The 26,392-nt window shown below is 70.9% G+C and carries 21 protein-coding genes and 1 pseudogene; 15 read left to right on the forward strand and 7 right to left on the reverse strand.

The window, feature by feature from the left end; translation table 11 throughout:
* Positions 1 to 4 precede the first annotated feature (4 nt).
* The 4 genes from ACIBG4_RS20775 to ACIBG4_RS20790 form a co-directional block, all read right to left on the reverse strand.
* Positions 5 to 1,051: a 2-oxoacid:ferredoxin oxidoreductase subunit beta gene (locus ACIBG4_RS20775; RefSeq protein WP_310707152.1), complete on the reverse strand. Its 1,047-nt coding sequence runs from the start codon at positions 1,049 to 1,051 to the stop codon at positions 5 to 7.
* Positions 1,044 to 2,888: a 2-oxoacid:acceptor oxidoreductase subunit alpha gene (locus ACIBG4_RS20780; RefSeq protein WP_397203171.1), complete on the reverse strand. Its 1,845-nt coding sequence runs from the start codon at positions 2,886 to 2,888 to the stop codon at positions 1,044 to 1,046. The genes ACIBG4_RS20775 and ACIBG4_RS20780 overlap by 8 nt, the downstream gene beginning before the upstream one ends.
* A 144-nt stretch (positions 2,889 to 3,032) precedes the next feature.
* Entirely contained in the window at positions 3,033 to 3,107 is a 75-nt protein-coding gene (locus tag ACIBG4_RS20785) for a putative leader peptide (protein ID WP_355437855.1), read from the reverse strand.
* A 38-nt stretch (positions 3,108 to 3,145) separates the two neighbouring features.
* The gene (locus tag ACIBG4_RS20790) at positions 3,146 to 4,789 is read right to left on the reverse strand and encodes a polysaccharide deacetylase family protein (RefSeq protein WP_397203172.1); all 1,644 of its coding nucleotides are present in this window, start codon (positions 4,787 to 4,789) and stop codon (positions 3,146 to 3,148) included.
* 85 nt (positions 4,790 to 4,874) lie between these two features.
* Between ACIBG4_RS20790 and ACIBG4_RS20795 the strand changes: the two genes are divergently transcribed.
* From ACIBG4_RS20795 to ACIBG4_RS20820, 6 genes are all read left to right on the forward strand, one after another.
* Positions 4,875 to 5,246: an NADH-quinone oxidoreductase subunit A gene (locus ACIBG4_RS20795; protein ID WP_355437698.1), complete on the forward strand. Its 372-nt coding sequence runs from the start codon at positions 4,875 to 4,877 to the stop codon at positions 5,244 to 5,246.
* An 85-nt stretch (positions 5,247 to 5,331) separates the two neighbouring features.
* The gene (locus ACIBG4_RS20800) at positions 5,332 to 5,850 is read left to right on the forward strand and encodes an NADH-quinone oxidoreductase subunit B family protein (protein WP_310707525.1); all 519 of its coding nucleotides are present in this window, start codon (positions 5,332 to 5,334) and stop codon (positions 5,848 to 5,850) included.
* Positions 5,847 to 6,401 carry an NADH-quinone oxidoreductase subunit C gene (locus ACIBG4_RS20805; protein WP_397203173.1) on the forward strand — a complete coding sequence of 185 codons (555 nt, stop codon included), beginning with the start codon at positions 5,847 to 5,849 and terminating at the stop codon, positions 6,399 to 6,401. Before ACIBG4_RS20800 ends, ACIBG4_RS20805 begins: the two co-directional genes overlap by 4 nt.
* Positions 6,394 to 7,335: an NADH-quinone oxidoreductase subunit NuoH gene (gene nuoH / locus ACIBG4_RS20810; RefSeq protein ID WP_310707147.1), complete on the forward strand. Its 942-nt coding sequence runs from the start codon at positions 6,394 to 6,396 to the stop codon at positions 7,333 to 7,335. The genes ACIBG4_RS20805 and nuoH overlap by 8 nt, the downstream gene beginning before the upstream one ends.
* A 91-nt stretch (positions 7,336 to 7,426) precedes the next feature.
* On the forward strand, positions 7,427 to 8,434 hold the full coding sequence (locus ACIBG4_RS20815) for a hypothetical protein (RefSeq protein WP_397203174.1): 1,008 nt from the start codon (positions 7,427 to 7,429) through the stop codon (positions 8,432 to 8,434).
* Positions 8,435 to 8,502: 68 nt separating this feature from the next.
* Positions 8,503 to 9,486, forward strand: a complete 984-nt coding sequence (locus tag ACIBG4_RS20820) for a GNAT family N-acetyltransferase (RefSeq protein ID WP_397203175.1) — start codon at positions 8,503 to 8,505, stop codon at positions 9,484 to 9,486.
* A gap of 67 nt (positions 9,487 to 9,553) precedes the next feature.
* Here ACIBG4_RS20820 and ACIBG4_RS20825 read toward each other — a convergent pair whose 3' ends face one another.
* Positions 9,554 to 10,744 carry a serine/threonine-protein kinase gene (locus ACIBG4_RS20825; RefSeq protein ID WP_397203176.1) on the reverse strand — a complete coding sequence of 397 codons (1,191 nt, stop codon included), beginning with the start codon at positions 10,742 to 10,744 and terminating at the stop codon, positions 9,554 to 9,556.
* Between the two features lie 208 nt (positions 10,745 to 10,952).
* On the opposite strand from ACIBG4_RS20825, the gene ACIBG4_RS20830 reads away from it, so the two are divergent.
* From ACIBG4_RS20830 to ACIBG4_RS20865, 8 genes and pseudogenes are all read left to right on the forward strand, one after another.
* Positions 10,953 to 12,323, forward strand: a complete 1,371-nt coding sequence (locus ACIBG4_RS20830) for a 4Fe-4S binding protein (RefSeq protein ID WP_397203177.1) — start codon at positions 10,953 to 10,955, stop codon at positions 12,321 to 12,323.
* Positions 12,323 to 13,012 (forward strand): NADH-quinone oxidoreductase subunit J, encoded by a 690-nt coding sequence (locus tag ACIBG4_RS20835; RefSeq protein ID WP_397203178.1) that lies wholly within the window; start codon positions 12,323 to 12,325, stop codon positions 13,010 to 13,012. The genes ACIBG4_RS20830 and ACIBG4_RS20835 overlap by 1 nt, the downstream gene beginning before the upstream one ends.
* Positions 13,012 to 13,314, forward strand: a pseudogene (gene nuoK / locus ACIBG4_RS20840) (NADH-quinone oxidoreductase subunit NuoK); the annotation flags it as partial. The gene ACIBG4_RS20835 and the pseudogene nuoK, both read left to right, overlap by 1 nt.
* 110 nt (positions 13,315 to 13,424) lie before the next feature.
* Positions 13,425 to 15,344 (forward strand): NADH-quinone oxidoreductase subunit L, encoded by a 1,920-nt coding sequence (locus tag ACIBG4_RS20845; RefSeq protein WP_397203179.1) that lies wholly within the window; start codon positions 13,425 to 13,427, stop codon positions 15,342 to 15,344.
* Complete coding sequence (locus ACIBG4_RS20850) at positions 15,344 to 17,098, forward strand: NuoM family protein (protein ID WP_397203453.1); 1,755 nt, start codon at positions 15,344 to 15,346, stop codon at positions 17,096 to 17,098. The genes ACIBG4_RS20845 and ACIBG4_RS20850 overlap by 1 nt, the downstream gene beginning before the upstream one ends.
* Positions 17,095 to 19,050, forward strand: coding sequence for a proton-conducting transporter membrane subunit (locus tag ACIBG4_RS20855; RefSeq protein ID WP_397203180.1), 1,956 nt, complete (start codon positions 17,095 to 17,097; stop codon positions 19,048 to 19,050). Before ACIBG4_RS20850 ends, ACIBG4_RS20855 begins: the two co-directional genes overlap by 4 nt.
* Before the next feature lie 244 nt (positions 19,051 to 19,294).
* The gene (htpX, locus tag ACIBG4_RS20860) at positions 19,295 to 20,146 is read left to right on the forward strand and encodes a zinc metalloprotease HtpX (RefSeq protein WP_310707137.1); all 852 of its coding nucleotides are present in this window, start codon (positions 19,295 to 19,297) and stop codon (positions 20,144 to 20,146) included.
* Between the two features lie 133 nt (positions 20,147 to 20,279).
* On the forward strand, positions 20,280 to 21,767 hold the full coding sequence (locus ACIBG4_RS20865; protein ID WP_397203181.1) for a hypothetical protein: 1,488 nt from the start codon (positions 20,280 to 20,282) through the stop codon (positions 21,765 to 21,767).
* On the opposite strand, the gene ACIBG4_RS20870 is transcribed toward ACIBG4_RS20865, so the two are convergent.
* A complete protein-coding gene (locus ACIBG4_RS20870) occupies positions 21,742 to 22,242 on the reverse strand; it encodes an NUDIX hydrolase (RefSeq protein ID WP_397203454.1) in 501 nt (166 codons plus the stop codon). The genes ACIBG4_RS20865 and ACIBG4_RS20870 overlap by 26 nt on opposite strands.
* A gap of 412 nt (positions 22,243 to 22,654) precedes the next feature.
* Here ACIBG4_RS20870 and ACIBG4_RS20875 point away from each other — a divergent pair, with 412 nt between their 5' ends.
* Complete coding sequence (locus ACIBG4_RS20875; protein ID WP_397203182.1) at positions 22,655 to 24,736, forward strand: endo-1,3-alpha-glucanase family glycosylhydrolase; 2,082 nt, start codon at positions 22,655 to 22,657, stop codon at positions 24,734 to 24,736.
* 1,079 nt (positions 24,737 to 25,815) lie between these two features.
* Here ACIBG4_RS20875 and ACIBG4_RS20880 read toward each other — a convergent pair.
* Positions 25,816 to 26,307: a YajQ family cyclic di-GMP-binding protein gene (locus ACIBG4_RS20880; protein ID WP_397203183.1), complete on the reverse strand. Its 492-nt coding sequence runs from the start codon at positions 26,305 to 26,307 to the stop codon at positions 25,816 to 25,818.
* Positions 26,308 to 26,392 lie beyond the last annotated feature (85 nt).

The following is a 26,392-nucleotide window of genomic DNA, read 5'->3' on the forward strand; positions in this document are numbered from 1 at the left end:
CGCCTCAGCTGATGCGCCAGGTGTCGCCGCCCATCAGCAGGTCCGTGAGGTCGCCCTGGCCCTGCTGCGCCACGGCCTCGTCGAGCTGCTCGGCCATCAGCACGTCGTACGCCGGCCGGTCCACCTGGCGGAAGATGCCGATCGGCACGTGCTCGAACGCCGGCTCGTCCAGCCGCGACAGCGCGAACGCCACCGACGGGTCGGGCGAGTGCGCGTCGTGGACCACGATCCGCTCCGCCGGGGCCTCCGCGAGCGGCACCACCTGGATGCCGCCGTTGTCGCCCCGCACGACCGCCTTGGACGCCGACACGATCGGCTGCCCGTGCTCCAGCCGCAGCGTGATGTCGTCGCGGACCTCGGGGTCCTTGAGCGGCTCGAAGGCGTTGTCGTTGAAGATGTTGCAGTTCTGGTAGATCTCCACCAGCGACGTGCCGCGGTGGGCGGTCGCCTCGCGCAGCACCGACTGCAGGTGCTTGCGGTCGGAGTCGATGGTGCGGGCCACGAACGACGCCTCCGCGCCGAGGGCCAGCGAGATCGGGTTGAACGGCTTGTCCAGCGACCCCATCGGCGTCGACTTGGTGATCTTGCCGACCTCGGAGGTCGGGGAGTACTGCCCCTTCGTCAGGCCGTAGATCCTGTTGTTGAACAGCAGGATGTTGAGGTTGACGTTGCGGCGCAGCGCGTGGATCAGGTGGTTGCCGCCGATCGACAGCGCGTCGCCGTCACCCGTGATCACCCACACGCTGAGGTCCGGCCGGCTCGCGGCCAGGCCCGTCGCGATCGCCGGCGCGCGGCCGTGGATCGAGTGGAAGCCGTAGGTGTTGAGGTAGTACGGGAAGCGCGAGGAGCAGCCGATGCCCGAGACGAACACGATGTTCTCGCGCCGCAACCCCAGCTCCGGCAGGAAGCTCTGCACCGCGGCCAGGATCGCGTAGTCGCCGCAGCCGGGGCACCAGCGGACCTCCTGGTCGGACTTGAAGTCCTTCAGGGTCTGCTTGGCATCCGTCTTGGGAATGAGGGACAGGCCCTTCCCGTTGAGCAGCTCAGTCACTGTCGATCACGTCCTGGATCACTCCGGCCAGCTCCTCGGCCTTGAACGGCAGGCCGCGCACCCGGTTGTAGCTGATGATGTCGACGAGGTAGCGGGCCCGCAGCAGCAGCGCGAGCTGCCCGAGGTTGATCTCCGGCAGCAGCACCTTGTCGTAGCCCTTGAGGACCTCGCCGGTGTTGGCGGGCAGCGGGTTGAGGTGGCGCAGGTGGGCCTGCGCGACCTTGCCGCCGCTCTTCCTGATGCGCCGCACCGCCGCGGCGATCGGCCCGTACGTCGAGCCCCACCCGAGCACGAGCACCCGGGCGTCGCCGTCGGGGTCGTCCACCTCCAGGTCGGGCACGTCGATCCCGGCGATCTTGGCGGCGCGCACCCTGACCATGTGGTCGTGGTTGTTCGGGTCGTAGGAGATGTTGCCCGTGCCGTCGGCCTTCTCGATGCCGCCGATGCGGTGCTCCAGGCCCGCCGTGCCGGGGATCGCCCACGGGCGCGCCAGCGTCTCGGTGTCCCGCTTGAACGGCAGGAACTCGCCGTCGTCGCCGTTGGGCGCGGTGGTGAACTCCTGCGAGATGTCCGGCAGGTCGGACACCTCCGGCAGCCGCCACGGCTCGGAGCCGTTGGCGAGGTAGCCGTCGGACAGCAGCATGACCGGCGTGCGGTACTTCACCGCGATCCGGGCCGCCTCGATCGCCGCGTCGAAGCAGTCGCTCGGCGACATCGGCGCCACGATCGGCACCGGCGACTCGCCGTTGCGGCCGAACATGGCCATCAGCAGGTCGGTCTGCTCCGTCTTGGTCGGCATGCCGGTGCTCGGCCCGGCCCGTTGCACGTCCACGACGATCAGCGGCAGCTCGGTGGTGACCGCGAGGCCCACGGTCTCCGCCTTGAGCGCCACTCCCGGACCGGAGGTCGTCGTCACGCCCAGCGCGCCGCCGAACGCCGCGCCCAGTGCCGCGCCGACGCCCGCGATCTCGTCCTCCGCCTGGAACGTGCGGATGCCGAACCGCTTGTGCTTCGACAGCTCGTGCAGGATGTCGCTGGCCGGGGTGATCGGGTACGAGCCCAGGAACAGCGGGAGCTTCGACTGCACCGAGGCGGCGATCAGGCCGTAGGCGAGCGCCTGGTTGCCGGAGATGTTGCGGTAGACGCCCGGGGCCAGCCGGGCCGGCTTGACCTCGTACGACACCGAGAACGACTCGGTCGTCTCGCCGTAGTTCCAGCCCGCCTGGAAGGCCGCGATGTTGGCCTTGGCGATCTCCGGCTTCTTGGCGAACTTCTGCTGGAGGAACGTGATCGTGTGCTCGATCGGCCGGTGGTAGAGCCACGACAGCAGGCCGAGGGCGAACATGTTCTTCGAGCGCTCGGCGTCCTTCTTCGACAGGTCGAAGCCTTCGAGGGCCTTGACCGTCAGCGAGGTCAGCGGCACCGCGTGGACCCGCCACTCGGCGAGCGCGTCGTCCTCCAGCGGGTTGGTCTCGTAGCCGACCTTCTGCAGGTTGCGCTTGGTGAACTCGTCGGTGTTGACGATGATGTCCGCACCGCGCGGCAGGTCGCCGAGGTTGGCCTTCAGCGCCGCCGGGTTCATCGCCACGAGCACGTTCGGCGCGTCGCCGGGCGTGAGGATGTCGTGGTCGGCGAAGTGCAGCTGGAAGCTGGAGACGCCCGGCAGGGTGCCGGCGGGCGCGCGGATCTCGGCCGGGAAGTTGGGCAGCGTGGACAGGTCGTTGCCGAACTCCGCCGTGCCGGCGGTGAAGCGGTCACCGGTGAGCTGCATGCCGTCGCCGGAGTCGCCGGCGAAGCGGATGATCACGCGGTCGAGTTGCTGGACCTGCTTCGTCACAGCTCAGTCCTCCTCGACGCGCCTATGCGCGGTCGCTTGGGGCGCGTTCTCAGTTCCATGCTAGATCCTCGCGAGGTTCAACACGTTTCCTCTGCGCATAGCGCGGGTAAACGCGGTGGGAGTCAGGGGGAGGCCGGAGAACCGCTAGGGGTGACACAGCGCCGACGCGAGCCTGCCGAGGTCGACATGCAGGCGGGCGAAGAGGACGGTTCGGGTCACGAGGGCCAACTATACGTCCCCCTAAGGGGTGCGCCATCTCAGGGGCGGTCCGCCTCGACGGTGATTCCCGAGCGGTAGAAGTGCCCGGCCTCCATACCTGCCGAGCCGTACAACTCCGGAACGGTGACGAAGGTGTAGCCCTTCCGGCGCAGCTCCTTGAGGATGCCGGGGACCGCGTCCACGGTCGCGCTGTTGGTGTCGTGCATGAGGACGATCGCGTCGTCGTGGGCGCCGCCGACGACACGCCGGGTGATCTCCCCGGCCTCCTGCCTCGTGCCGGGGCGGTCGAAAGCGTCGCGCGCGTCCACGTCCCAGCCGACCAGCGCCACGCCCACCCGGCGCGCCGCGTCCAGCACCGTCGTGCTCGCCGCGCCGTACGGCGGGCGGGCCAGCGCCGGCACCCGTCCCGTGCCTGCCGTGATGGCGTCCTGGGCGCGGGTGAGCCCGTCGACGACCCTGTTCACCGGCATCTTCGTCAGGTCGCGGTGACCCCAGCTGTGGTTGGCGACGAGGTGACCTTCGTCATGCATGCGGCGCAGCACCGACGGATCGGCCACGGCGTTGACGCCGACGGCGAAGAACGTGGCGCGCGCGTCGGCGGCGCGCAGCGCGTCGAGCAGGCGCGGCGTGTCGGGGCCCGGCCCGTCGTCGAACGTGAGCGCCACGCACTTCGTCTCGGCGCAGCTCACGCGCTCGGCCGCCGGGCCGGCGGGGACCGCGGCCTCCACGCCCGCCCCGGCCCGCGTCCCGGCCCCGACCCCCGGCCCCGCGCCCCGCCGCGGGGTGATGCCGCTGGTCATCGGAGAGCCGCCCGGCTCTTCCTCGGGGTCGGACGGGATGGGGTTCGCCGTCCTGGGCGCCGACATGGCGGCGGCCTGCGCGAGCCGGCCCGTCGCCGACAGCAGCGGCGCGACCTGCCACGCCGGCACGGCCACCGCGACCCGGCCCAGCGAGCAGGACCCGATCTCGCAGTCGTCGAACTCCACGACCAGGTCGCCCGCCCGGTTGAACGCCATCGAGTCGAGCCGTTCGTCGGTCGCCTTGACCGAGCTCAGGTCCACGGTCGAGCCGCGCGGCTCCAGGCCCTGCCGGACCAGCCGGGCCGTCTCCCCGAGCGCCGCCTTGCCCGCGAGCAGCCCGGCCGAGCCGACCGCCCGGTCACGCCGCCGGTCGTACCAGAGGGTCCTGGTGGAGCGGGCCCAGCCGACCCCGAGGAACTCGCCGGTGCGCAGCCGTACCCCCACGACGTCGGGGGAGGCGGCGGTGAGGTCCCACTGGACGTTCAGCTCGGGACGGCGCAGGGACGCGCCGACGTGGGCGCTCGCGCGGGACGTGACGGCCCGCGCGCCGCCTGCGCGGGGGCGGAGGGCGTCGGAGGAGGCGGCGTCCACGGCGGCGCTGAAGGCGTGCAGCTGCCGCTCGGCCTCCTTGTTCAGCGCCTGGTCGAGCTTGGGCGTGCCCTCGACCCGCGGATAGCTGATGTGCACGTACCGGCGCGCGCTCTCGCCCCCGCTCAACGTCTGGGGGACGAGTCCGCCCACCGTCGCCGGGTCGACGTAGTGGAGCAGGGTCGGGTCCGAGGGCACGACGATGTTGCGCTCATGGGACCCCGAGCCGAGGCCGCAGCCGCCGGCCATGAGGCCGAGCAGCGCGAGTCCACCAACATGGCGCAATTTGTGCATACGTGTCAGGTTATGTGGGTGATCTTCCCTTTTACCCCGATTTGAGACGATAGGGCCAGAGGTTTGACTGGGTTACGATCGGGAGGTGGACGGTTACTTCGAGTCCTATGCGCTGGTCGCCGTGCTGTTCGCGACAGGCGTCGCGATCGTGGCCGGCGCCCTCATGGCCAACCGCCTGCTCCGCCCCACCCGGCCGACCCCCGAGAAGCTGACCACGTACGAGTGCGGCGTCGACCCCGTGGGCGAGGGCTGGGCCCAGTCGCAGGTCCGCTACTACGTCTTCACGTACCTGTACGTGGTGTTCGCCGTGGACGCGGTGTTCCTGTTCCCGTGGGCGACGGTGTTCGACGCGCCCGGGTACGGCGTGACCACACTCGTGGAGATGTTCGTCTTCCTGGGCTTCATCGCGCTCGGCATCCTGTACGCCTGGCGCAAGCGCGTCCTCACCTGGACCTGAGTCTCCTCTGCCGGGGATCGGCCCGCCTCTACTCCTTACGCCGATCAGGCGGGACAATGGAGACATGGCAGCGACGGATCTCCCGATGCCCACCGTGGGGCCGGTCTCCCGGCTGGCGCCCAAGCCGATGCGGTTCGTCCTCAACTGGGGGCGGCGGTATTCGCTGTGGGTGTTCAACTTCGGGCTGGCGTGCTGCGCCATCGAGTTCATCGCCACGTCGATGAGCCGGCACGACTTCATCAGGTTCGGGGTGATCCCGTTCGCCAACGGGCCGCGGCAGGCCGACCTCATGATCGTCTCAGGCACCGTGACCGACAAGATGGCCCCCGCCGTCAAGCGCCTGTACGAGCAGATGCCCGACCCCAAGTACGTCATCTCGTTCGGCGCCTGCTCCAACAGCGGCGGCCCGTACTGGGACTCCTACTGCGTCACGAACGGCGTGGACCAGATCATCCCCGTGGACGTGTACGTGCCCGGCTGCCCGCCCAGGCCGGAGGCGCTGCTGTACGGGATCATGAAGCTCCAGGAGAAGATCGCCGGCGAGAAGCTCGGCGACCGCTACCTCCTGTCCCGCGCCCACGGCGAACCCGGCGGTGACGTGTGACTCCCGTCCCCGAGGACACCGCAGGGCGCTTCGGCGACCGCGTCCGGATCTCGGAGTCGTACGGCGAGACGACCCTCGACGTCGCGGACCCCGGCGACTGGATCGACGTCCTGACCGCGCTCAGGGACTCCGGCTACGTGTTCTTCGACTGGCTGACCGGGGTGGACGAGCCGCCCGAGACGTTCACGGTCGTCGCGCACCTGTACGACCCGGCCGCCTGCCGCCGGCTGCTCGTGCGCGTGAGTGTGCCGCGCGCGGACCCGCGCCTGCCCTCCGCCGTCGGCGTGTACCGGGGCGCCGACTGGCACGAGCGGGAGACGTACGAGATGTTCGGCGTCGTCTTCGACGGCCACCCGAACCTGGTGCCGCTGCTCCTGCCGGACGGGTTCGAGGGACATCCGCTGCGCAAGGACTTCGTTCTCGCCGCCCGCGTCGCCAAGGCGTGGCCGGGCGCGAAGGAGCCCGGCGAGTCCGGGCACGGCTCGCCGAGCCGCCGCAAGACCCTTCCGCCTGGAGTTCCCGCCGACTGGGGGGCAGCGCCCGATGCTTGACGTGGTGATCAGCTTCGTCGTCATCCTCGCCGTGTTCCTGGTGCTGCCCCTGATCGTGGGGCAGACCGAGCACAAGGTCATGGCGCACATGCAGTCGCGCCTCGGGCCGATGTACGCGGGGGGCTTCCACGGGTGGGCGCAGCTGATCGCCGACGGGGTGAAGTTCGCGCAGAAGGAGGACGTCATCCCGGCCGCCGCGGACCGGCGCATCTTCATGATCGCGCCCGGGGTGGCGCTGGTCCCGTACCTCGTCGTGATGATCGCCATCCCGATCGACCAGGGCCGCGTCGCGGTGAACCTCGACCTGGGGCTGTTCTTCGTGCTCGCGGTGATGGGCATCGGCGTGCTCGGCTCGATCATGGCCGGGTGGGCCTCGGCCAACAAGTACTCCGTGCTCGGCGGCATGCGCGCGGCCGCCCAGCTCATGTCGTACGAGCTGCCGCTGGTGCTGGCCGCCTCCTCGGTGGCGATGGCCGCGGGCACGCTGTCCATCCCGGGGATCGTCGAGGCGTGGCAGTGGTGGTGGCTGCCCTGGCAGGCGATCGGCGGCGTGGTCTTCTTCCTCGCCGGGCTCGCCGAGCTGCGCAGGCCGCCGTTCGACATGCCGATCGCCGAGTCCGAGATCATCATGGGCCCCATGACCGAGTACACCGGCATGCGCTTCGCCCTGTTCATGCTGGCGGAGTACGTCGGGATCGTGGTGCTGTCGTTCCTCACCACGGTGCTGTTCCTCGGCGGCTGGCACGGCCCGTTCCTGCCGGGCTGGCTGTGGACGCTGGTCAAGGTGTTCGCGCTGGCGTTCGTGGTGATCTGGCTGCGGGTGAGCTTCCCACGGCTGCGCGAGGACCAGCTCCAGAAGCTGGCCTGGGCGGGGCTGGTGCCGCTGGCCCTGGTCCAGCTCGCCCTGACGGGCGTGGTGAAGGTCCTCACCTGACCGGATCCCACCAAACGGCCCCGGCACCGCGAAACTCCACCCATCCGCCGGTCGTCTGTTCCTTGGGGACCGGAGAATCAGGGGTGACCTCATGAACGCGCAGCCCGCGTCAGCCGGGGACGAACCGGCCGGCACCGTCCACAGTGTGACCTGCCTGGAGACGACGCTCTCCTGGGACGGCCACACCCTGACCGCGACAGACGCCGTGACGGGCCACGCACCGCCCACCGCGTTCCGATCGACCGCCGCCCCCACGCGCCTGTACCACTACCGCCACGACCAGCCGGCGACCCGCGCCAAGGACGCCGAGCGGCAGACCTGTTCCGGTCTCGCGGTCCTGGACGCCGACGGTCTCGTCCTCCTGGACCTCCCGGGCCCCTGGCATGCCCCCGACGTCCACACGTTCGCCGTCGCGGCCGGCATCCCGGTCGTGAACGCCCGCACCCGCCCCTCCCGCGAGGTCCGCACCGCCCTCGCCGCCCGAGCCCCCGGCTGGCGCCGCCTGCACGGCGTCCGCCCGACCTTTCTCGCCAGGTGGCGCAAGCCGGTCACCATCGGGACCGGAGTCGCGGGCCTGGCCGTGATGACGTACTTGGCCATGATCGGGCTGTGGCCCGCCTGGCGGGGCCTGTCCACGCTCGGCAGGGGGCTGGCGTACGTCCTGGAGGCCAAGTGGCTCCTGGTCGGCTTCAGCCCGGCACTCCTGGTGCTGCGCCCCCTGTCGGCCCGCATGCACAGACGCCGCGCCGCCCGAGGCGAGATCCTCGGCCTGCCGGGCGGCCTCACCGTCACCACCCGGCGAGACCGCCACCGCGGCCCCCGGATGGAGATCCGCCGCGGCGGCACCCTCGTCGCCGACCTCGCCTTCCGCCGCCGGCCCCGTCATGCCTGCGCCTTCCTCCTGTACGGCTACGAGGACCGCACGGGCCTGTTCGTCCTCGACTCCGACGGCGCCCCGCTCCACCACCTGCCCGGCCCCTGGCCGCCGGAGGACGTCAACCGCTTCGCCCAGCACCACGACATGTACCTGGAGGCCCGCCGCCTCACCCACGCCGATTACCTCGCCCTCACCCGAACCTGCCCCGAAGCCACCCCCTGACCACGCCACCCCCGCGTCCAGCAGAAAATCCGTCGCCGTGTCGGCCGCGATCCTGATTACCTGGCCGCGTGACGACGATCGACGAGAACACGCTCACCTCTCTCCACGACGCCTACCTCCGGGCCCACGCCCACCAGCGGGGACCGCTCATGGGCCGGCGGCGCTTCGAGTGGCAGCTCACCCACGACTCCTCCGGGCAGCGACAGGAGGTTCGGGTGGTCAAGGAGGGCGGCGAGGCCGTCGCGGGCTACCGGCTGGGGCTTCCCCAGCATGACAACACGCACACCGCCTGGCTGGACCCGCTGTTCGTCCGGCCCGACCGGTGGGGGCGCGGCATCGGCGCGGACCTGCTGGAGGAAGCGGCCGGACGGGCCCGCGCCCTCGGCCGTGGCCTGCTGTTCACCGAGACCCCCGTCGAGGGGCCGGGCACGAGGTTCGCCCGGGCGCACGGCTTCACCGTGTCGGTGGCGGAGGCTCGTCGCACCCTCGACCTGCGTACGGCCGACTGGGCGGCGTTCCGGCGGATGTGGCCGCGCGCGGAGGGCTACGAGCTGGAACTGTGGAGCGGCCCGGCCACGCAGGAGCTGCCGGGGGAGCGGGCCACAGCGGAGCGGCTGGCCGACCTGGCCGCGGTGATGGCCGGCATGAACGACGCCCCAGCGGACGCGGCCATGGAGGACGCCCGCTTCGACGCCGACCGCGTGCGCGCGCGGGAGGAGGAGATGGTGCCGGGTGGGCTCGACTGCTACACCGCGCTCGCCCGGCGCATCAGCGATGGCGCCCCGGCCGGGTTCACCCGCATCTTCCTGGAGGTGGACCGCCAGGACGGCTGGGCGTTCCAGACGGACACCGCCGTGCTCGGGCCGCACCGCGGTCACCGGCTCGGCCTGCTCCTCAAGCTCGCCAACCTGCTACGGCTGCACGAGCGTGAGCCGCGGGTCCAGCGGCTCATCACGTGGAACGCCACGTCCAACGCGCACATGCTGGCCATCAACGAGGCGATGGGCTTCACGTTGCTGGACGAGTGGAACACCTGGCGGCTGGTGCTCTGAGCGTGCGAATCGCCATACCCCCGCAGCACGCCGGAGGCACCCGAATCCCCGCGGCACCGCCGGCCCATCAGTGGATGATGGCGAGCATCACGTCCGCGGCCGCCGGCCGATCCTCCGGGCTCTTGTGGAGACACGTCCCGACGATCTTCCGCAGACCCGGCGGCAAGGGTGACAGGTCCGGGTGGACCGTCAGCACCCTGTGGAAAACCGCCGGGACCGTGTCCTCCCCGAACGCCGGCCGTCCCGTGGCCGCGAACATCATCGTCACCCCCCAGCTGAACACGTCCGACGGCGGCCCCACCGGCGCCCCCGTCAACTGCTCGGGCGACATGTACGGCGGAGTGCCGACCATCTTCCCCGACGTCACCGTCATCTGGTCGAGCGCGCGGGCGATGCCGAAGTCGATCACCCGCGGCCCGTCGTTGCCGATCAGCACGTTGCTCGGCTTGAAGTCACGATGCACGATCCCGGCCTTGTGGATGGCCGCGAGCGCCCCGGCCGTGGACAACGCCAGCCGGGTGAGGCTGTCCTCGTCCCGCGGACCATGGTTGCGGACGAGCTGCTCCAGCGACGGTCCCTCGACGTACTCACTGACGATGTACGCGTGCTGCCCGCTGATGCTCACGTCCAGCACCCGGGCTGTGGAAAACGTCGCGACCCTGCGCGCCGTGTCCACCTCACGGGCGAAGCGGGCACGGGCCGTCTCGTCGACCAGGTCGTGCAGGACCTTCACCGCCACCCGCGCACCGTTGGGCGCCTGCGCGAGGTAGACGGCCCCCTGCCCGCCCCTGCCCAGGGACCGCAGCACCCGGTAGTGCCCGACCCACTCCGGCGCGCCGGAGGGCCGCTGGAAGGTCGGAGCGGTGGTGCGCTGGTGGATGTTCACCGGAGGCACGAACGGGCGGGGCGTGAACGGCGGAGCGCCGCGGTGACGCCGCTTGACCATGGCCGGAACCAGGATGCCGGAGTGGATGACACCGCCCAACCAGGTCACGACCAGGGCGAGGGATATCAGCGAGGACATCGGCTCCGGGATGTCCTCGAACTGGTCGTACGCGAACACCACGATCAGGAACGAACCCAGGCACACGGTGTAGACCGCGGCGGCGATCAGCTGCCACACGCTGCGCAGCCAGAACGCCGCGAAGCCGATCGTGAACGGCGTCAGCATCCCGCACGTGAACAGCGGCAGCGCCGCCCACGCCACCCCGGCGGTCCATGCCAGACCACTGGGACCGCGCGGCCGGCTGTTCGACATGCCGGAAGGCTATCGCCACACCGTGGTACATAACGGCCGCGGAGCCATCTTGTGGATAACCTCCCGATAACCTGTGGATAACTGTGGAAAAACTGGGGACAACGCGACGAGCGCATTCACGCGCGCGGACAAGTGCGCAATGATGATGACCATGGCGCGGATACCGGGAGTGGGGTTGGCGAAGGGGCTCTCCGTCACCCTCCGCCACATGCTGCGCAAATCCGTCACCCAGCAGTATCCCGAGGTCAAGCCCGCTCTCCCGCCCCGCAGCCGCGGCGTCATCGCCCTGGTCGAGGAGAACTGCACCTCCTGCATGCTCTGCGCCCGCGAGTGCCCCGACTGGTGCATCTACATCGACTCGCACAAGGAGACCCTCCCGGCGCCGGAGGGCGGACGCCCGCGTCAGCGCAACGTCCTCGACCGGTTCGCCATCGACTTCTCCCTGTGCATGTACTGCGGGATCTGCATCGAGGTCTGCCCGTTCGACGCGCTGTTCTGGTCTCCGGAGTTCGAGTACGCCGAGGGCGACATCCGCAACCTGCTGCACGAGAAGGACCGGCTCGCCGCCTGGGTGCCCACGGTCCCGCCGCCTCCGGCCCACGACCCCGGCGCCGAGCCGCCCAAGGAGCTCGCGGCCGCCCCCCGCCGCCCCGCCGGGCCTCGTGCGGGAGGTACACCCGGCCGGCCGCCCGCACGACCGGACGCCGGCACGGACGCACCGCCGGTTCCTCCTTCCACGGGGGACGTCCGCGCACGTACCTCTTCTGGTGAGGACGCTTCGGCACGTCCCGCTTCGGCACGTCCTGCTCCGGCACGTCCCGCTTCCGCGCAGGACGCTTCGACAACCGGGTCGCCCGACGCCCGCTCACCTCAGGATCCCCGCTCCGCACCGGAGGAGCCCCACCCCGCGCCGGATGCTCGTCCTCCGGCCCCGCCCGTTCGCCGATCCGCCGGTGAGCCCGACGCACCGGAAGCCGCCCCGGGGCCCCGCCCGTCCGACCCCACCACCCAGGACGCCCATGGGACCCGGGCCGCAGACCGGTCGGCGACCGGCCCGGACCGGCCCGGCCCATCGGAGCGCAGGGCGCGCATGGCGAACATCCGGGGCATCCGGCCGCCCGGATCCCTCCCCGCGCCCCCTCCTGCCGGCGACAAGCCCGGCACCACGCCGCCCGCGTCGGAAGGCCGGCACCCGAAGACGCCCGAGACCGACACGCGCTCTCCCGAACCACCGCAGCACGGCGTATCTCCGGAGGCGCCATCCCCAGCCCCCGCACCGGACGACGCCGACTCCGCTCCCCGCGAAGCAGCCTCCGCATCGAGCGAAGCAGCCTCCGCATCGAGCGAAGCGGGGTCCGAGTCGAGCGAAGCGGGGGCCGAGTCGGCAGGAGAGTTGTCCACAGGCTCCACATCCGGCGAAGAGTCGTCCACAGCCTCGGGCGAGCCGCGCCCGAACCCCGAAGCGGAAGAGCAGACTTCTGCCCCGAGGCCGCGCAGGCGCCGGATGGCCGATCCTCGCTCCATCCGTCCGCCCGGGCGTCTCGACCCTGCAGACCCAAGGGAGCCTGAGGAGGAGTAGTGACCGAGGCGGTGCCCTCCTATCTGTCGCCCACCGGCCAGGAGATCGTCTTCCTGCTGCTCGGCGCGGCGGCGGTCGGATCGGCGCTGCTCGTCGTCACCACCCGCCAGCTCGTCCACGCCGCCCTGTGGCTCGTGGTCTGCTTCGGCGCGCTCGCCGGTTGCTACCTCGTGCTGACGGCGGAGTTCGTCGCCTGGGTGCAGGTGCTCATCTACGTGGGCGCGGTCGTCGTGCTCATGCTGTTCGGCATCATGCTCACGCGGGCTCCGATCGGCCGCTCCGCCGACCTCGACAGCGGCAACCGGGTGGTCGCCGCGCTGGTGGCCGTGGCGACGGCCGCCCTCCTGGTGACGGTGGTGGTCGACGGCTTCCGTACGGCCTACGCGCCGCTCGATCCCGGCCAGGGCGCGGCCAAGGAGCTCGGCGCCAGCGTGTTCAGCACCTGGGTGCTGCCGTTCGAGGCGCTGTCGGTGCTGCTGCTGGCGGCCCTGATCGGCGCCATCGTCCTGTCCCGCACGGACATCCAGGGCGGCTCCCCACCGAGCCACCGTGAGCAGCCCGCAGACTCACCCCGTACGCCCGACTCACCCCGTACGCCCGACTCACCCCGCACGCCCGACTCACCCCGTCCACCGGACGATCCATTCGCCATGCCCGGCCCGCCCGCTGACCGGCCCGGGGGGTGTTGATGCACATCGTCTACCCGGCCGTCGTGTCGGCGCTCCTCTTCTCCGTCGGCGTGTACGGCGTCCTCGCCCGCCGCAACACGATCCTCGTCCTGATGTCCGTCGAGCTGATGCTCAACGCCGTCAACCTCAACCTCGTCACGTTCGACGTGTGGCTGCGCGACCGGTTGCACAGCGGTCAGGTGCTCACGCTGTTCGTCATCGTGATCGCCGCGGCCGAGGTGGGGCTGGGCCTGGCCATCATCCTGGCCCTTTACCGCAACCGCAGGACCGTCGACATCGACGCCCTCCGCGACCTGTCCGAGCCGCCGACCCACGCCGCGACCCCGCCTGCCCCCACGGAACCGGCCGGTGACGGCCGCGGCGACACCCAGGCCACCCGGCCAGGGGCCGACGCCGAGCGAGGAGGCAACCGGTGACGACCTTCCCGCTGCTCGTCGTACTCCTGCCCTTCGTCGCCGCCGCGGCCGGCCTCCTGCTGACCCGCCGGCCGCACCACCGCACCACCAGCGCCTCCGGTGACACGGGCGACGCCGACGACCGGCGTGCGCGCGGACGGGCGGCCTGGTTCGCCGTCCTGCCGACCGCCGCCTCCGCCGTGCTCGCCACCGCCCTCGCCTGGGCCCCCGGCTTCGCGTACCTCGGAGACGCGGCGCCGGGCCCGCCCGTGGGCCGTACCTACGGCACGATCGTCACCGGCGGCATCCCCATCTCCCTGACCCTCCAGGCCGACGATCTGTCCGCGATCCTCGGCGTCCTCGTGACACTGGTCGCCCTGGCCGTACAGGTCTACTCCGTGGGCTACCTCCACCACGACTCGCGCTACCCGTCCTACAGCGCCTTCGTCAGCCTGTTCACCAGCGCGATGCTGCTGGTCGTGTACGCCGGTGACCTCCTCGTCCTGTACGTCGGCTGGGAGATCATGGGCCTCTGCTCGTACCTGCTCATCGGCCACTGGTGGGAGGACCGCGCCAACTCGCGCGCGGCGGTCAAGGCGTTCCTGGTCACCCGCCTCGGCGACGTCGGATTCCTGTTCGGCCTGTTCACGCTCGGCTTCGCGGCCGGCAGCTTCCGAATCTCCGACGTGCTCTCCAAGGTGCCCGAGATGTCCGCGGCCACCCTCGTGACCGCCACCATGCTGCTGCTCGCCGGAGTGGCGGGCAAGAGCGCGCAGGTGCCGCTGCACACCTGGCTGCCCGACGCCATGGCGGGCCCCACGCCGATCAGCGCGCTGATCCACGCCGCCACCATGGTCGCCGCCGGCATCTTCATCGTGGCGAGGCTCTTCCCGGCGTACGCCGCCGCCGGCCCCACGCTCGACGTGCTGGCCGTCATGGCGGCGCTCGGCATGCTCGGCGCCGCCCTGGCCGCGCTCGCCCAGGACGACCTCAAACGGGTGCTCGCCTACTCCACGATCAGCCAGCTCGCCTACATGGCGGGCGGCCTGGCGGCGGGCTCGGCGAAGGCCGCGATCTTCCACCTGCTCACGCACGGGGCGTTCAAGGCGCTGCTGTTCCTGTGCGCGGGCGTCGTCATCCACCACGTCGGCTCCAACCTGATGAGCCAGATGGGCGGCCTGCGGGGGCCGCTGCCGGTGACGTTCGCGGCGATGACCGTCGGCTTCGCCGCCCTCATGGGCCTGCCACCGGCCAGCGGCTTCTTCAGCAAGGACGCCGTGCTGGCGGCCATGGACGGCGCGCTCGCCGCCGGACGCCTGACCGACGCCGCCGCCCTGCTCCTGTACGGCTGCGCACTCGCGACCGTCGCCGTCACCGGCGCGTACGCCACCAGAGCCTGGCTGCGGACGTTCTTCGGCCAGGCCGCGTCCGTCGCGCTGCCCGAGCCGGAGCCGGGCACGGCCCATGTCATCGACGTGCGGGAGGCGCCGCGGACGATGCTGGTGCCGGTGGCGCTGCTGGTCGTGCCGGCATTGCTGCTCGGGTTCGCGGGCGGCGTTCACGTCGATCTCGGGGTGGCGGCGGTCGGGGTGGTGCTGGCCCTGCTCGGCGCGGGAGTGGTGTACGCGGTCTGGCGGTCCGCGCCGCTCGCCGACCCGGCCCGGCTGCTGGGGCCGCTGCGCCTCCCGTGCGAGCGCGCGTTCTACGTGGACGCCGTCTACGCCGCGGTGTTCGCGCGGCCGGTGCTGGCGCTGGCCCGGCTGGTCGTCAGGACGGACGACGTGGTGGTGGACGGGGCCGTGCGCGGCTCCGGACGGGCGGCCCGCGGAATGTCCGGACTGCTCAGGCTCGCCCAGAACGGCAACGTCCAGCTCTACGTGAGCGGCCTGCTCGCCGGACTGCTGCTGATCGCGGTGGGGGCGGTGGTGTTCACATGATGGGCTGGCTTCCGGTCACGCTGCTCGCGGTGCCGCTGCTCGGCGCGCTGCTTCTGGTGGCCGCCCCGGCCGCGCTCCGACCGGCGCTGCCGCTGTACGGGCAGGCGGTGTCGGGGCTCGCGCTGGCTCTGGCCGTGGTCATGGTGGCGGTGTTCGACTACGGGCGGTCGGCCACGCCGCAGTTCACCGTCGACCTGCCGTGGATCCCCGGGCTCGGCCTGCGTTTCCACCTCGGCGTCGACGGGATCTCGCTGCCGCTGGTCGCGCTGACCACACTGCTGACGTTTCTCTGCTTCGCGTACCTCGGCTGGGGCCGGGCGCGCGGCCCGGGGCGGCTCATGGCGGCGCGGCCGAGGGCGCTGGTGTTCACGCTGCTGGTGCTCGAAGTCGGCATGGTGGGCACGTTCCTCGCGCTGGACCTGCTGCTGTTCTTCGTGTTCTTCGAGATCGTGCTGATCCCCATGTACTTCCTGATCGCCGTCTGGGGCGGCAAGGGACGACGGGGCGCGGCGACCAAGTTCATCCTCTACACGCTGCTCGGCTCCGTGGTGATGCTGCTCGGCCTGCTGCTCGTCTGGGCGCAGACCGGCACGCTCGACATCGTCGCCCTCGCCCGGGCCCACGGCGCGGGCATGTCGAGGAGCGTGCAGATCCTCGCGTTCGTGGCGGTCGGGCTCGGTCTCGCGGTCAAGACGCCGATGTGGCCGCTGCACACCTGGCTTCCCGACGCGCACACCGAGGCGCCGACTGTCGGCTCGGTCCTGCTGGCCGGCGTGCTGCTCAAGATGGGCACGTACGGCTTCGCCCGCATCGCCGTCCCGGTCCTGCCGGAGGGTGCGGTGGCCGCGGCGCCGTGGCTGGGGGCGCTGGCCGTGGTCGGCATCGTGTACGGGGCCCTCGCCTGCCTGGCCCAACGCGACCTGAAACGCATGATCGCCTACTCCTCGGTGGGCCACATGGGGTTCGTGCTGCTGGGGTTCGCCACGCTCACGACCGTGGGCGTCAACGGGGCCCTGTTCGCCAACATCGCCCACGGGCTGATCACCGGGCTGTTGTTCTTCGTGGCCGGGGCCGTCAAGGACCGGTACGGCACGGCCGACATGCCGTCGCTGGGCGGTGGCATGCTCGCCACGCTGCCGCGCCTCGGGTCGGTCCTGACGTTCGCGGCGGTCGCGTCGCTGGGACTGCCGGGGCTGGCCGGGTTCTGGGGGGAGATGCTGGCGCTGCTGGGGGCCTTCCAGCCGGGTGCCGGGCTGCCCCGGGGGCTGTTCCTGACGTTCATGGTGATCGGCGGGCTGGGAGCGGTGCTGACGGCGGCGTACTTCCTGGTCATGCTGTCGCGCGTCACCCACGGCCTCCCACCCCGCCCCCGCCCCAGCCTCGCCGGAGCCGGAGCCGGAGCCGGAGCCGGAGCCGGAGCCGCAGCCGGAGTGGGAGTCGGGGGCGGGGCCGGCGACGGGCTCGCGGCTGGGGTGGACGCGGTGCCGGTCGGGGGGCCTCGGGGGGACATGGAGGAGGCGAGCGCGACTGCGGAGTGGCCGAGCCCTTCGGAGAGTCACGCGGAAGGACCCGACAGCGTGGCTACCCTCGGCGAGCCCGATCCCAGTGGCGAACCGCCGCGCGACATCCGGCGGTACGAGTGGGTCGCCTGGGTGCCACTGATCGTCCTGATTCTCCTGTTCGGCCTCTGGCCGGGGCTGCTGCTGTCCCTCACCACGCCTGCCGTGCAGACCCTGCTGGGAGCCCTGTCATGATCCAGCAGATCGACTACTTCGTGATCGCCCCACCGCTGGCGCTCGCGCTCGCGGCCGGGCTGGTCCTGCTCCTCGACGCGTTCCTCCCCTCCGGTCCGAGGATCAGGACGGCGCTGGGCCTGGTGACGATCGGCGGCGTCCTGGTGGCCCTCGGCTTCATCGTCGCCCAGGCCACTCGGGCGGGAGCGGGCGTACGGGCCGGAGGCGGTGGCCAAGGGGGAGGCGCAGGCGGAGGCCAGGGTGGCGGCAGCATGGCGACGTTCTGCGTGCCCGACGCTCTCGCGCCGGCCGCCGCCGGCCGTGGGTCCGCCGGGGGAACGGCGTCCGTCCCGGCCCTGTGCTCGTTCGTCGCCGACCGATTCACGTTGGTCTTCGCCGGGCTGGTCCTGGTCGCGGCCCTGGTCGTCGTGCTGATGTCCATGACCGAGCTGGCCGCCGGAGGCATCCCCGCCGGAGAGTGGTACTTCCTCCTGCTCTGCACCATCACCGGCGCCGTGACCCTCCCCGCCTCACGCGACCTGATCATGCTGGTGGTCGCGCTTGAGCTGGTGTCGCTCCCGGTGTTCGCGCTCACGGCACTGAAACGGTACGACGGCCGGGCCTCGGAGGCCGCGGTCAAGCTGTTCGTCGTCTCGGTCGTGTCCACGGCGGTCATGTTGTTCGGGGTGTCGCTGCTGTACGGCATCGGCGGCACGGTGTACCTGTCCCGGCTGGCCGAGGTCTTCAGCGGCGCCGTCCCCGCTCCGGGAGCGGTCGGCACGGGGGCCCTGGGGGCGGACGCGGTCACGTCCTCCGCGGCGGGCATGGTGACCGCCCAGGGGATGACGTCCCCCACGGCGGGCGTGATCACGGTGGGCGTCGTCCTGGTGCTGGCCGGGTTCGCGTTCAAGATCGCCGCGGTGCCGTTCCACTCGTGGGCGCCGGACGTCTACCAGGGCGCCCCCGTGCCGGTCGCCGCGCTGCTGTCCGTCATCTCGAAGGCCGCCGGGTTCGCGGGCCTCATCCTGCTGCTCGTCACCGCGCTGTCCGGCCAGGCCGCCACGTGGACGCCCATCGTCGCGATCATCGCCGCGCTCACCATGACCGTGGGCAACCTGCTGGCCCTGCGCCAACGCTCCGCCGTACGGCTGCTGGCCTGGTCCTCGGTCGCCCAGTCGGGATACATCCTCGCCCCGCTCGCGGTCGCCCACCACGCCGCCGAGCGCATGTCACCGGCCGGACCCACATCCGCGTCAGGCCCGGCACAGACCACGTCTCCCGGGGGGACGACGCTGACGGGCGTGCCAGGAGGCGAGGCGCTCCTGAGCGGCGCCGTCGGGGCGTCCCTGACCTATCTCATCATCTACGCCGCCATGAACCTCGGTGCGTTCGCCGTCGTCATGCTCGTCTCCCGAGCGGCCGCGGGCAACGAGCTGAACGACTATCGGGGGCTGGCCTACCGCAGCCCGGTGGCCGGCCTCGCGCTGGGGTTCAGCCTGATCTGCCTCGCCGGCCTGCCGCCCGGCCTGGCGGGGCTGTTCGCCAAGGTGGTGGTCTTCCGCGAGCTCGTGAACGGCGGGGCGGGGTGGCTGGCGGTGATCATGGCCGTCAACACGGTGCTCGGCCTGTACTACTACGTCTCGTGGACGGCCCAGATCTTCACCCCGGCCCCAGGGGCCGCCGTGGCACCGCAACTCACCGCAGCACCAAGACCCGGCGCATCGACGCTCACCTCCACATCTGAGCTCGCCCCCGCCTCCGGGGGCAGCTCGGCACCGGGGCCCGGCTCGGCACCGGGGCCCGCGCCCGGCTCGGCACCGGGGCCCGCGCCCGGCTCGGCACCACATCTCAGCCTCGGACGCGCGTTCCCGGCTGCCTGGGTGGCCGTGGGACTGGCGGTGGCGGTGGCGGTCGTGTTCTCGGTCGCTCCTCAGGTGGCCATGGACCTGGCGTTGCTCCCGCCCTTCAGCTGACTGGCGGTTCTTCGTCCCCTCGGCCGGCTGTTGCCCTGCTCGCGTGTCCGGGCTGACTGGTCGCTGTACGGCCGTCGGCCGACTGCGCCGTGTTCCGCCGCCTTCCGGTGTCACCGCGCCTGCTGAGGGCGGCGTGACATCTGGGGTTGGGTAGCGCTGCGCCCCCGAGTGTGCACACCGGGGAACGATGGACCCCGGCACAGTCGTTGGAGCAGGTGAACCCGCACCACGAAGGGAGGGACCCTTGCACCACAACGGCCTGCGTACCGCTGTCCTGCTCGGTGGGATGTCGGCGCTGATCCTCACCGCGGGTGCGTGGCTGGGCGGTGGCACCGGCCTGCGGATGGCGCTCATGCTGGCTGTGGCGACCAACGGTTTCGCCTACCTCTTCTCCGACCGCATCGCCCTGTCCGCCATGCGGGCGCGGCCGGTGAGCGAGGTGGAGCATCCCACCCTGTACCGCATCGTCCGTGAGCTCTCCACCGAGGCCCGCCAGCCGATGCCGCGCCTGTACGTGTCTCCAACGGTGCAGCCGAACGCGTTCGCCACCGGCCGGAGCCCGCGCCGCGCGGCGGTCTGTGTGACGTACGGGCTGACGCGGCTGCTGGACGAGCGGGAGCTGCGGGGTGTGATCGGGCATGAGCTGTCGCATGTCTACAACCGCGACATCCTGGTGTCGTCCGTGGCGGGGGCGCTGGCCACGATGATCACGTGGCTGAGTTACGTGGCCGTGTTCTTCGGCGGCTCGGACGACGACGAGGGGCCGGGGTTCGTGGGTGCGCTGCTGATGATGGTGCTGGGGCCGGTGGCGGCGGGCATGGTGCAGATGGCGATCTCCCGTACGCGGGAGTTCCAGGCGGACGAGGCGGGGGCCCGGCTCACGGGCGACCCGCTGGCCTTGGCCTCGGCCCTCCGCAAGATAGAGATGGGCGCCCGGCGCCTTCCTCTGCCCGAGAACAGCCGCCTCACCTCGGCCTCCCACATGATGATCGCCAATCCGTTCAGCGGCTCCGGCTTCGGGAGGCTGTTCTCCACCCACCCGCCCACGTCGGAGCGCGTCGCCCGGCTGGAGCGCATGGCGGGCTACCGGCGTTAGGGCCCACGCTGCCGCGCCTCACCGCCTCACCGCCTCACCGCCTCACCGCCTCACCGCCTCACCGCCTCAACAGGGACTCCGTGCTTCTCGGTGACGCCGTCAACTCCCGCCTGCGGCAGACATAATCATCCCTATGGGCCGATCTCCGCGCCTCAGCGAGGCTGAGCGCAAGCTGTGGAACGCCTTCCCCACCGGGGAGACCGTGGAGCTCGCCCAGGTCGTCACCGGCCACGGCACCGTGGCCGGGCAGAACGCCCCCAAGGACGGCGACACCTGGGGACCCGAGCGGACGGTCCGCGCCAGCGTGATCACGTCCCTGCTGCTCGGTGCCCGCGAGGCCGCCCCTGGCTCGGTGCCGGCCGTGCGCTTACGCGGGGCGAGGATCACCGGCTCCCTGTCCATCCTCGGCGGCCGCGTCGAGCACGAACTGGTGCTCAGCGGCTGCCACCTGGACGAACCCGTCCTCCTCACCGCCACTACCACCCGCTCCGTACGGCTGACGGACTGCACGCTGCCGGGCTTCAGCGGCGGCGGCATGCGCGTCGCCGGCCACCTGAGCCTGTCCGGCTCGAACATCACCGGGACCGTCCGCCTCGCCCGTGCCGTGTTCGAGAGCGGGCTGTGGCTGGGCGGCATCCGCCTGACCGCCGACGACGTGTGGGCTCTGTCCGCCGGGTCCATGGTCGTGGACAGCGGCGCCACCTTCCGCGGCGCCGACATCACCGGCGGTGTCCGCCTGGCGGGCAGCCGGATGAACGGCGACGTCAACTTCGAGGGCGCGACGGTCCGCAACCCCGGCGGCTACGCGATCAGGGCCGACGACATGGTGGTCGAGGGCACCGTGCACTGCACGAAAGGCTTCACGGCCCAGGGCTGCATCCGGGTGCGCGGGGCGCGGATCAGCGGCACGTTCTGCTTCGCCGGGGCCGTCCACAGCCCCGACACCCCGTACGCACTGCACGCCAGCCACATGGAGGTCCGCGAGTTCTATCTCGACCCCGCCGAGCCCGTGGACGGGGTCGTCACCCTCGCCCACTCGCGCGTCGGCACCCTCCAGGACGACCCCCACACCTGGCCCGAGAAGCTGCGGCTCAACGGCCTCACCTACGACCGGCTGCGCAGCGGCAAGGTGGAACGGCGCATCGACTGGGCCGGCCGCGACCCGGAGGGCTTCCGGCCTCAGCCGTACGAGCAGCTCGCCGCCTGGTACCTGCGCGACGGCAACGACGGGCTCGCCCGCCGCACCCAGCTCGCCAAGCTCCGCGCCCGGCGCCGCACCCAGGGCCCGGGACTGCGCGTGTGGGGCCGGCTGCTGGACGTCACGGTCGGCTACGGCTACCGCCCCTGGCTGGCCGGCGTGTGGTTCGCGCTGCTGCTCCTGGTCGGAACGGTCGCCTTCGGCCTCAACCCGCCCCGCCCCCTCAAACCGGACGAGGCCCCGGTCTTCGACTCCTTCGCCTACAGCTTCGACCTGCTGCTGCCGCTGCCGGCGTTCGGACAGAGGGAGATGTTCGACCCGGCGGGGTGGACGCAGGGGCTGGCGTACGGGCTGGTCGTCGCGGGCTGGATCCTGGCCACCGCCCTCATCGCGGGCGCTACGCGGGTGCTCCGCCCGCAGTGACGCGCCGCAGGATGCCCGGCAGGTCCGCGGGATGGACGATTTCGTCCGTGGCGTCCAACTCCTCGGCGCTCCACCACCGGTGCCCGACCGTGGTGGCCTTCTCGATCTCCTCCATGTTGTCGAACGACACCTCGGCCTGACCGTCGCCGCCCTGACCGTCGCCGCCCCGTCCTTTGCCGATCCGTACCGCGAAGAACGTCTCGTCCTGCGTGATGGCGTACTCGGCGAAGCTGAACTCGACCGTGCCGGCGCCGTACGGACCGGTGAACTCGTCCGCCTCGGCCCGGATGCCGACCTCCTCGTACAGCTCCCGCGCGGCGGCCTGCTGGAGCGTCTCCCCGCCCTCCACCGCGCCGCCGATCGTGAACCAGAACCGCTCGCCGGGTCGCGCGGGATCGAACCCGTACAACAGCAGAACCCGATCCTGATCATCGATGGGCAGGACGCGGGCGGTGAACCGCCGCAGGGGAATCATCGTCACGCCGCCCGAGCCTATTCGCAGGAGAAGACGAGGTCATGTCGAGGAACACGCAGACCGCCCGCTCTTCGTCTGCCGTCGCCTTCGGCCGCTTCTCGCTGCGGTGTGCCCCGGTTGCGCCCTGGGGCTGCTCGGCCGGGCTGGACACGTCCGGCTTCTGTTGTTGCTGCCATCACGGTGAGTGAGCAAAAGGCGAGGTGATGCACATCACACAGGATCCTCCTTGGCGCGACGCCACAGCTGGAAAGGGCTTCCGGCAATGGTGAAGCGGAGCCGTCTGATCGCCTGCTTCGTTCCAACCGGAAACCGGTACAGGGATGGGCCTCTCCAGGACATGGTGGTGATCTTGTCTGGCCGGAACGCACGGATATGGTGATCCACAACTTTCCGGATGCACAGGAGGTTCACCTTGTCGATCCCGCGACGGCCGTTGCTGGCCGTCACTGCCACCGTGGCGTACGTGGCGGCCACCGGCTTATCGCCGGCGGCCGCCACGGCGCCGGTGAGCGCTGTGATTCAGGCATCCGATGACGTGTTCATCAGCCAGGCTGCCCCAGAAACCGTGTACGGCAGCGCCGAGTGGATGTCGGTCTGCGTCAAGACATGCAACGACGCCACCAATGCCGAGCGCCGGGCGCTGATGAGCTTCAAGGTGTCCGGGGTCCCGGCCAACGCCCAGAACGTCACCATGACGCTGCAGGTGAGCGCCGCCCGGACGAGCGCTACCACCGTCTCCGCGCACAAGGTCAGCGGCACGTGGTCGGAGAGCGCCACGAACTGGAAGACGCGGCCCACGTTCGGGACGACGGCGCTGGCGACGCGTACCGGGTTCACCGCCGGTGCGGTGGCCGCCCTGGACGTGTCCAAGGCCTACACCGGCAACGGCGCCTACTCCTTCGGCCTGACCGCCTCCGCGGGCCCGGTCGCCGTGCTGCACTCCTCGCGCACCAGCGGCAAGGGGCCCAGCCTCAAGATCACCTACACGGTGGGCACGAGCACCGCGACCCCGACCCCGACCCCGACACCGAGCGGATCCGCCACTCCCACGCGGACACCGACCACGTCGCCGTCCACCACACCGACCGCGTCCCCGTCGCCGACCGCCGAGCCCACGGCCAGCGCCACCTGTCTGCCTTTCGACAAGCCTTCGGCCGCCGCGCTGCGCGAGTACGACAAGAAGGTCTTCGCCTTCTACTTCCCGCCCTATCCGCTGTCCGTCGACAACAAGGACCCGGCCAAGGACCAGTACGCCTCGTGGCTCGACCCAGCCGGCTCGAGCGGCATGTACGCCGCGCAGGGCGGCCACTCACGTGACCGGCCGCTACCGCGCCCGGTGCGCAGCGGCGACTGGCGGCAGGCCGACTTCGAGGTGGAGATCCGGCAGGCGATCGCGGCGGGGATCGACGGCTTCATCTACGAGCACCACACCTCCGCCTCCGACCAGCGTTTCAACCAGTTCCCCAAGCTGCTGGCCGCAGCCAAGGCAGTGGACCCGGGTTTCCAGATCATGCTGAGCCCCGACTTCCCGACCGCCAAGGGCGCCGCGCAGGACAAGGTGATCAGCGACATCCTCATGGCCAAGGGCCACCCCTCGCTGTACCACCTGTCGGACGGCACCATCCCGCTCGCGCCGTTCTACCCGGAGCGCCAGACGCCCGCCTGGTGGGACGAGCTGCGCACGAAGCTGTCCGCGCAGGGCATGAAGACGGTGCTGGTGCCGATCTTCCTGGACTGGTCCGGGTCGGGCAAGACCGAGTGGAACAACTCCGTCGCCGGCTACTCCTCCTGGGGTGTGCGCTGGCAGAGCTCCACCGACGGCTACCGCAAGGCCGGCTTGGAGGCCGCCAAGCGCGGTCGCTTCTACATGGCCCCGGCGGCGCTGGAGGACGTACGTCCGCGTGACAAGCGCTATTGGGAGCCCTCCAACAGCGGCACCCTGCGCCAGTCGTTCATCAAGGCGCAGGAGGGTGGCGCGGACATCATCTCTCTGCTCACCTGGAACGACTACGCGGAGTCGTGGCTGGCCCCGTCCGTCGAACGCGGCTACGCGCCGCTCGACGTGGTCGCCTACCACACGATGTGGTTCAAGACCGGCAAGTGGCCCACGATCAAGCGCGACGCGCTGTACTACTTCCACCGCAGCCACCGCACCGACGCGCCGTTCGACGCCGCCAAGCAGACGATCGGCCCCATCGCCATCCCCTACGGCGACAAGGCCGCCGACGAGGTCGAACTGCTCGCCTTCCTCAAGGAGCCCGGCACCCTGACGATCACGCAGGGCGGCGATGTGCAGACCAAGGAGGTCACCGCCGCCGGCATGGTGTCCTTCAAGGCGGCGCTGAAGCCCGGGACCACGCCGGTCTTCGAGCTCAAGCGGGACGGCAAGGTGATCCAGACCGTCAAGAGCCACACGCCCATCAAGCAGAGCGTCGTCTACCAGGATCTGATCAACCACGCGGGCGGCGGCCCGAACTGCCGGCGCCCCCTGTAACCACCACAGCCTTCCGGCCCTTGAGCCGGAAGGCTGTCCTATGCCGCAGCGCGGTGCGAGGCCCGTAGCGGGCCGGGTCGCCACGGCGCCGATCGCCTTGCCAGGATCGGGTCGATAACTTCGTGGCCGAGCGTGCCCTTCCTGCTCCCTCGACGTCTGGTCGAGCACGTGCTTTCGGTCACTGGGTCTTCAGCGGTGCCGCCGCCCACCGGGAAACAGGCCCGCATTGCGATCGCCGCCGGAGAGCCAGGCGAGTACAGTCTCGCCAGGCCATCGGCGTGGTTCGGCCGCGGAGCGAGCACGGCATCGGCTTCCTCAGGGAGGAAGCCGCTGATCACTGCAACCCGAAGTCAGGGTGCTCCCCGCGCCGCGGGGATGGTCGCGAACTGCGCCACATCCCAAGAGCTCTTTTCATCAGCAACGGCCTGACGGCTGTCTTCGACGAGTTGGCGGACCAAGATCGGGCCGCACGGAAGCGTGTGAAAGTACACGCATGGGACGAACGACCACCAGCGGCCCGGTCTTACGCTGGGCAGCGATGCTCCTGGCCGGCGCACTTCTCCTCGTGGGGCTCTTCTGGCTCAAGCCCGGCGAGGACGATCGGTTCGCTGACTCGGCTCCCCAGATGGAGGCCGTTGCCCGCACGTTGGGTAAGGACGAGGTGCTGGGGCGTCGGACAATCGGCGTCCTGACGTTCAATACGGTCTACCGGGACGGCGACGCGGTCGTCTTCTCCCTCAGTGGCAGCCACCGCGCGTACATATGGAGTCCCGACAGGAGGCCGGGGATACCTTGCGCACCCTCGTCGGCCCAGCCGTCGCGTCGCCAAACTGCTGATCACCACGAACATGCTGCTTTCCGGGCTGATCCACAAGGGCGCCTCCGTGAAGACCGTGCAGCTTGCCCTCGGCCACTCCTCACCGATGGTCACGCTGAACACGTACGTGGGGGAGTGGCCCGAGGCACAGGAGAGGACGCGTGCCCTGGTGGACAGCGCGCTCGGCCGTGTGCCCCGGATGTGCCCTCCGAGGTCCCCGTAGGGCTGAAACGCCAGTTCAGAGTCCCGAAGCAGGCCCTTGTTACCGGTAGTTGACGAACTGCAGCGCGATGTCGAGGTCCTTGCCCTTGAGCAGGGAGATGACGTCCTGCAGGTCATCCTTCTTCTTCGAGCTGACCCGCAACTCCTCGCCCTGGATCTGCGCCTTGATCCCCTTGGGCCCCTCGTCGCGGATCAACTTGGAGATCTTCTTCGCGTTCTCCTGGTCGATGCCCTCCTTGAGGCTGACCAGCATGCGGTACTCCTTGCCCGACAGCTTGGGCTCACCCGCGTCCAGGATCTTCAACGACAGACCCCGCTTGACCACCTTCTCCTTGAACACGTCGAGGGCGGCGTTCGCCCGCTCCTCGCTGTTGGCCTTGATCTCGATGTTGTCTTGCCCGGACCAGCTGATGCTCGCCCCTGTGCCCTTGAAGTCGAAGCGGTGCCCGATCTCCTTGACCGTCTGGTTCAGCGCGTTGTCGACCTCCTGGCGGTCGATCTTGCTGACGATGTCGAAAGACGAATCGGCCAAAACGCACATCCTCTCAGCTGCGTACGCATGTCTGCGGTATCCGGCCCCGGTCTCAGGGCTCGCCGACCACGCATCGCGCCCCCGT

The organism is Nonomuraea sp. NPDC050383 (assembly GCF_044459125.1).
Classification (GTDB): Bacteria; Actinomycetota; Actinomycetes; order Streptosporangiales; family Streptosporangiaceae; genus Nonomuraea.

Coding starts and splice junctions, on each gene's coding strand:
- nuoH (WP_310707147.1), top strand. CDS start 6,394: ATGCTTGACGTGGTGATCAGCTTCGTCGTCATCCTCGCCGTGTTCCTG.
- ACIBG4_RS20815 (WP_397203174.1), top strand. CDS start 7,427: ATGAACGCGCAGCCCGCGTCAGCCGGGGACGAACCGGCCGGCACCGTC.
- ACIBG4_RS20830 (WP_397203177.1), top strand. CDS start 10,953: ATGCTGCGCAAATCCGTCACCCAGCAGTATCCCGAGGTCAAGCCCGCT.
- ACIBG4_RS20825 (WP_397203176.1), bottom strand. CDS start 10,744: ATGTCGAACAGCCGGCCGCGCGGTCCCAGTGGTCTGGCATGGACCGCC.
- ACIBG4_RS20865 (WP_397203181.1), top strand. CDS start 20,280: ATGGGCCGATCTCCGCGCCTCAGCGAGGCTGAGCGCAAGCTGTGGAAC.
- ACIBG4_RS20800 (WP_310707525.1), top strand. CDS start 5,332: ATGCCCACCGTGGGGCCGGTCTCCCGGCTGGCGCCCAAGCCGATGCGG.
- ACIBG4_RS20850 (WP_397203453.1), top strand. CDS start 15,344: ATGGGCTGGCTTCCGGTCACGCTGCTCGCGGTGCCGCTGCTCGGCGCG.
- ACIBG4_RS20870 (WP_397203454.1), bottom strand. CDS start 22,242: ATGATTCCCCTGCGGCGGTTCACCGCCCGCGTCCTGCCCATCGATGAT.
- ACIBG4_RS20790 (WP_397203172.1), bottom strand. CDS start 4,789: ATGCACAAATTGCGCCATGTTGGTGGACTCGCGCTGCTCGGCCTCATG.
- ACIBG4_RS20855 (WP_397203180.1), top strand. CDS start 17,095: ATGATCCAGCAGATCGACTACTTCGTGATCGCCCCACCGCTGGCGCTC.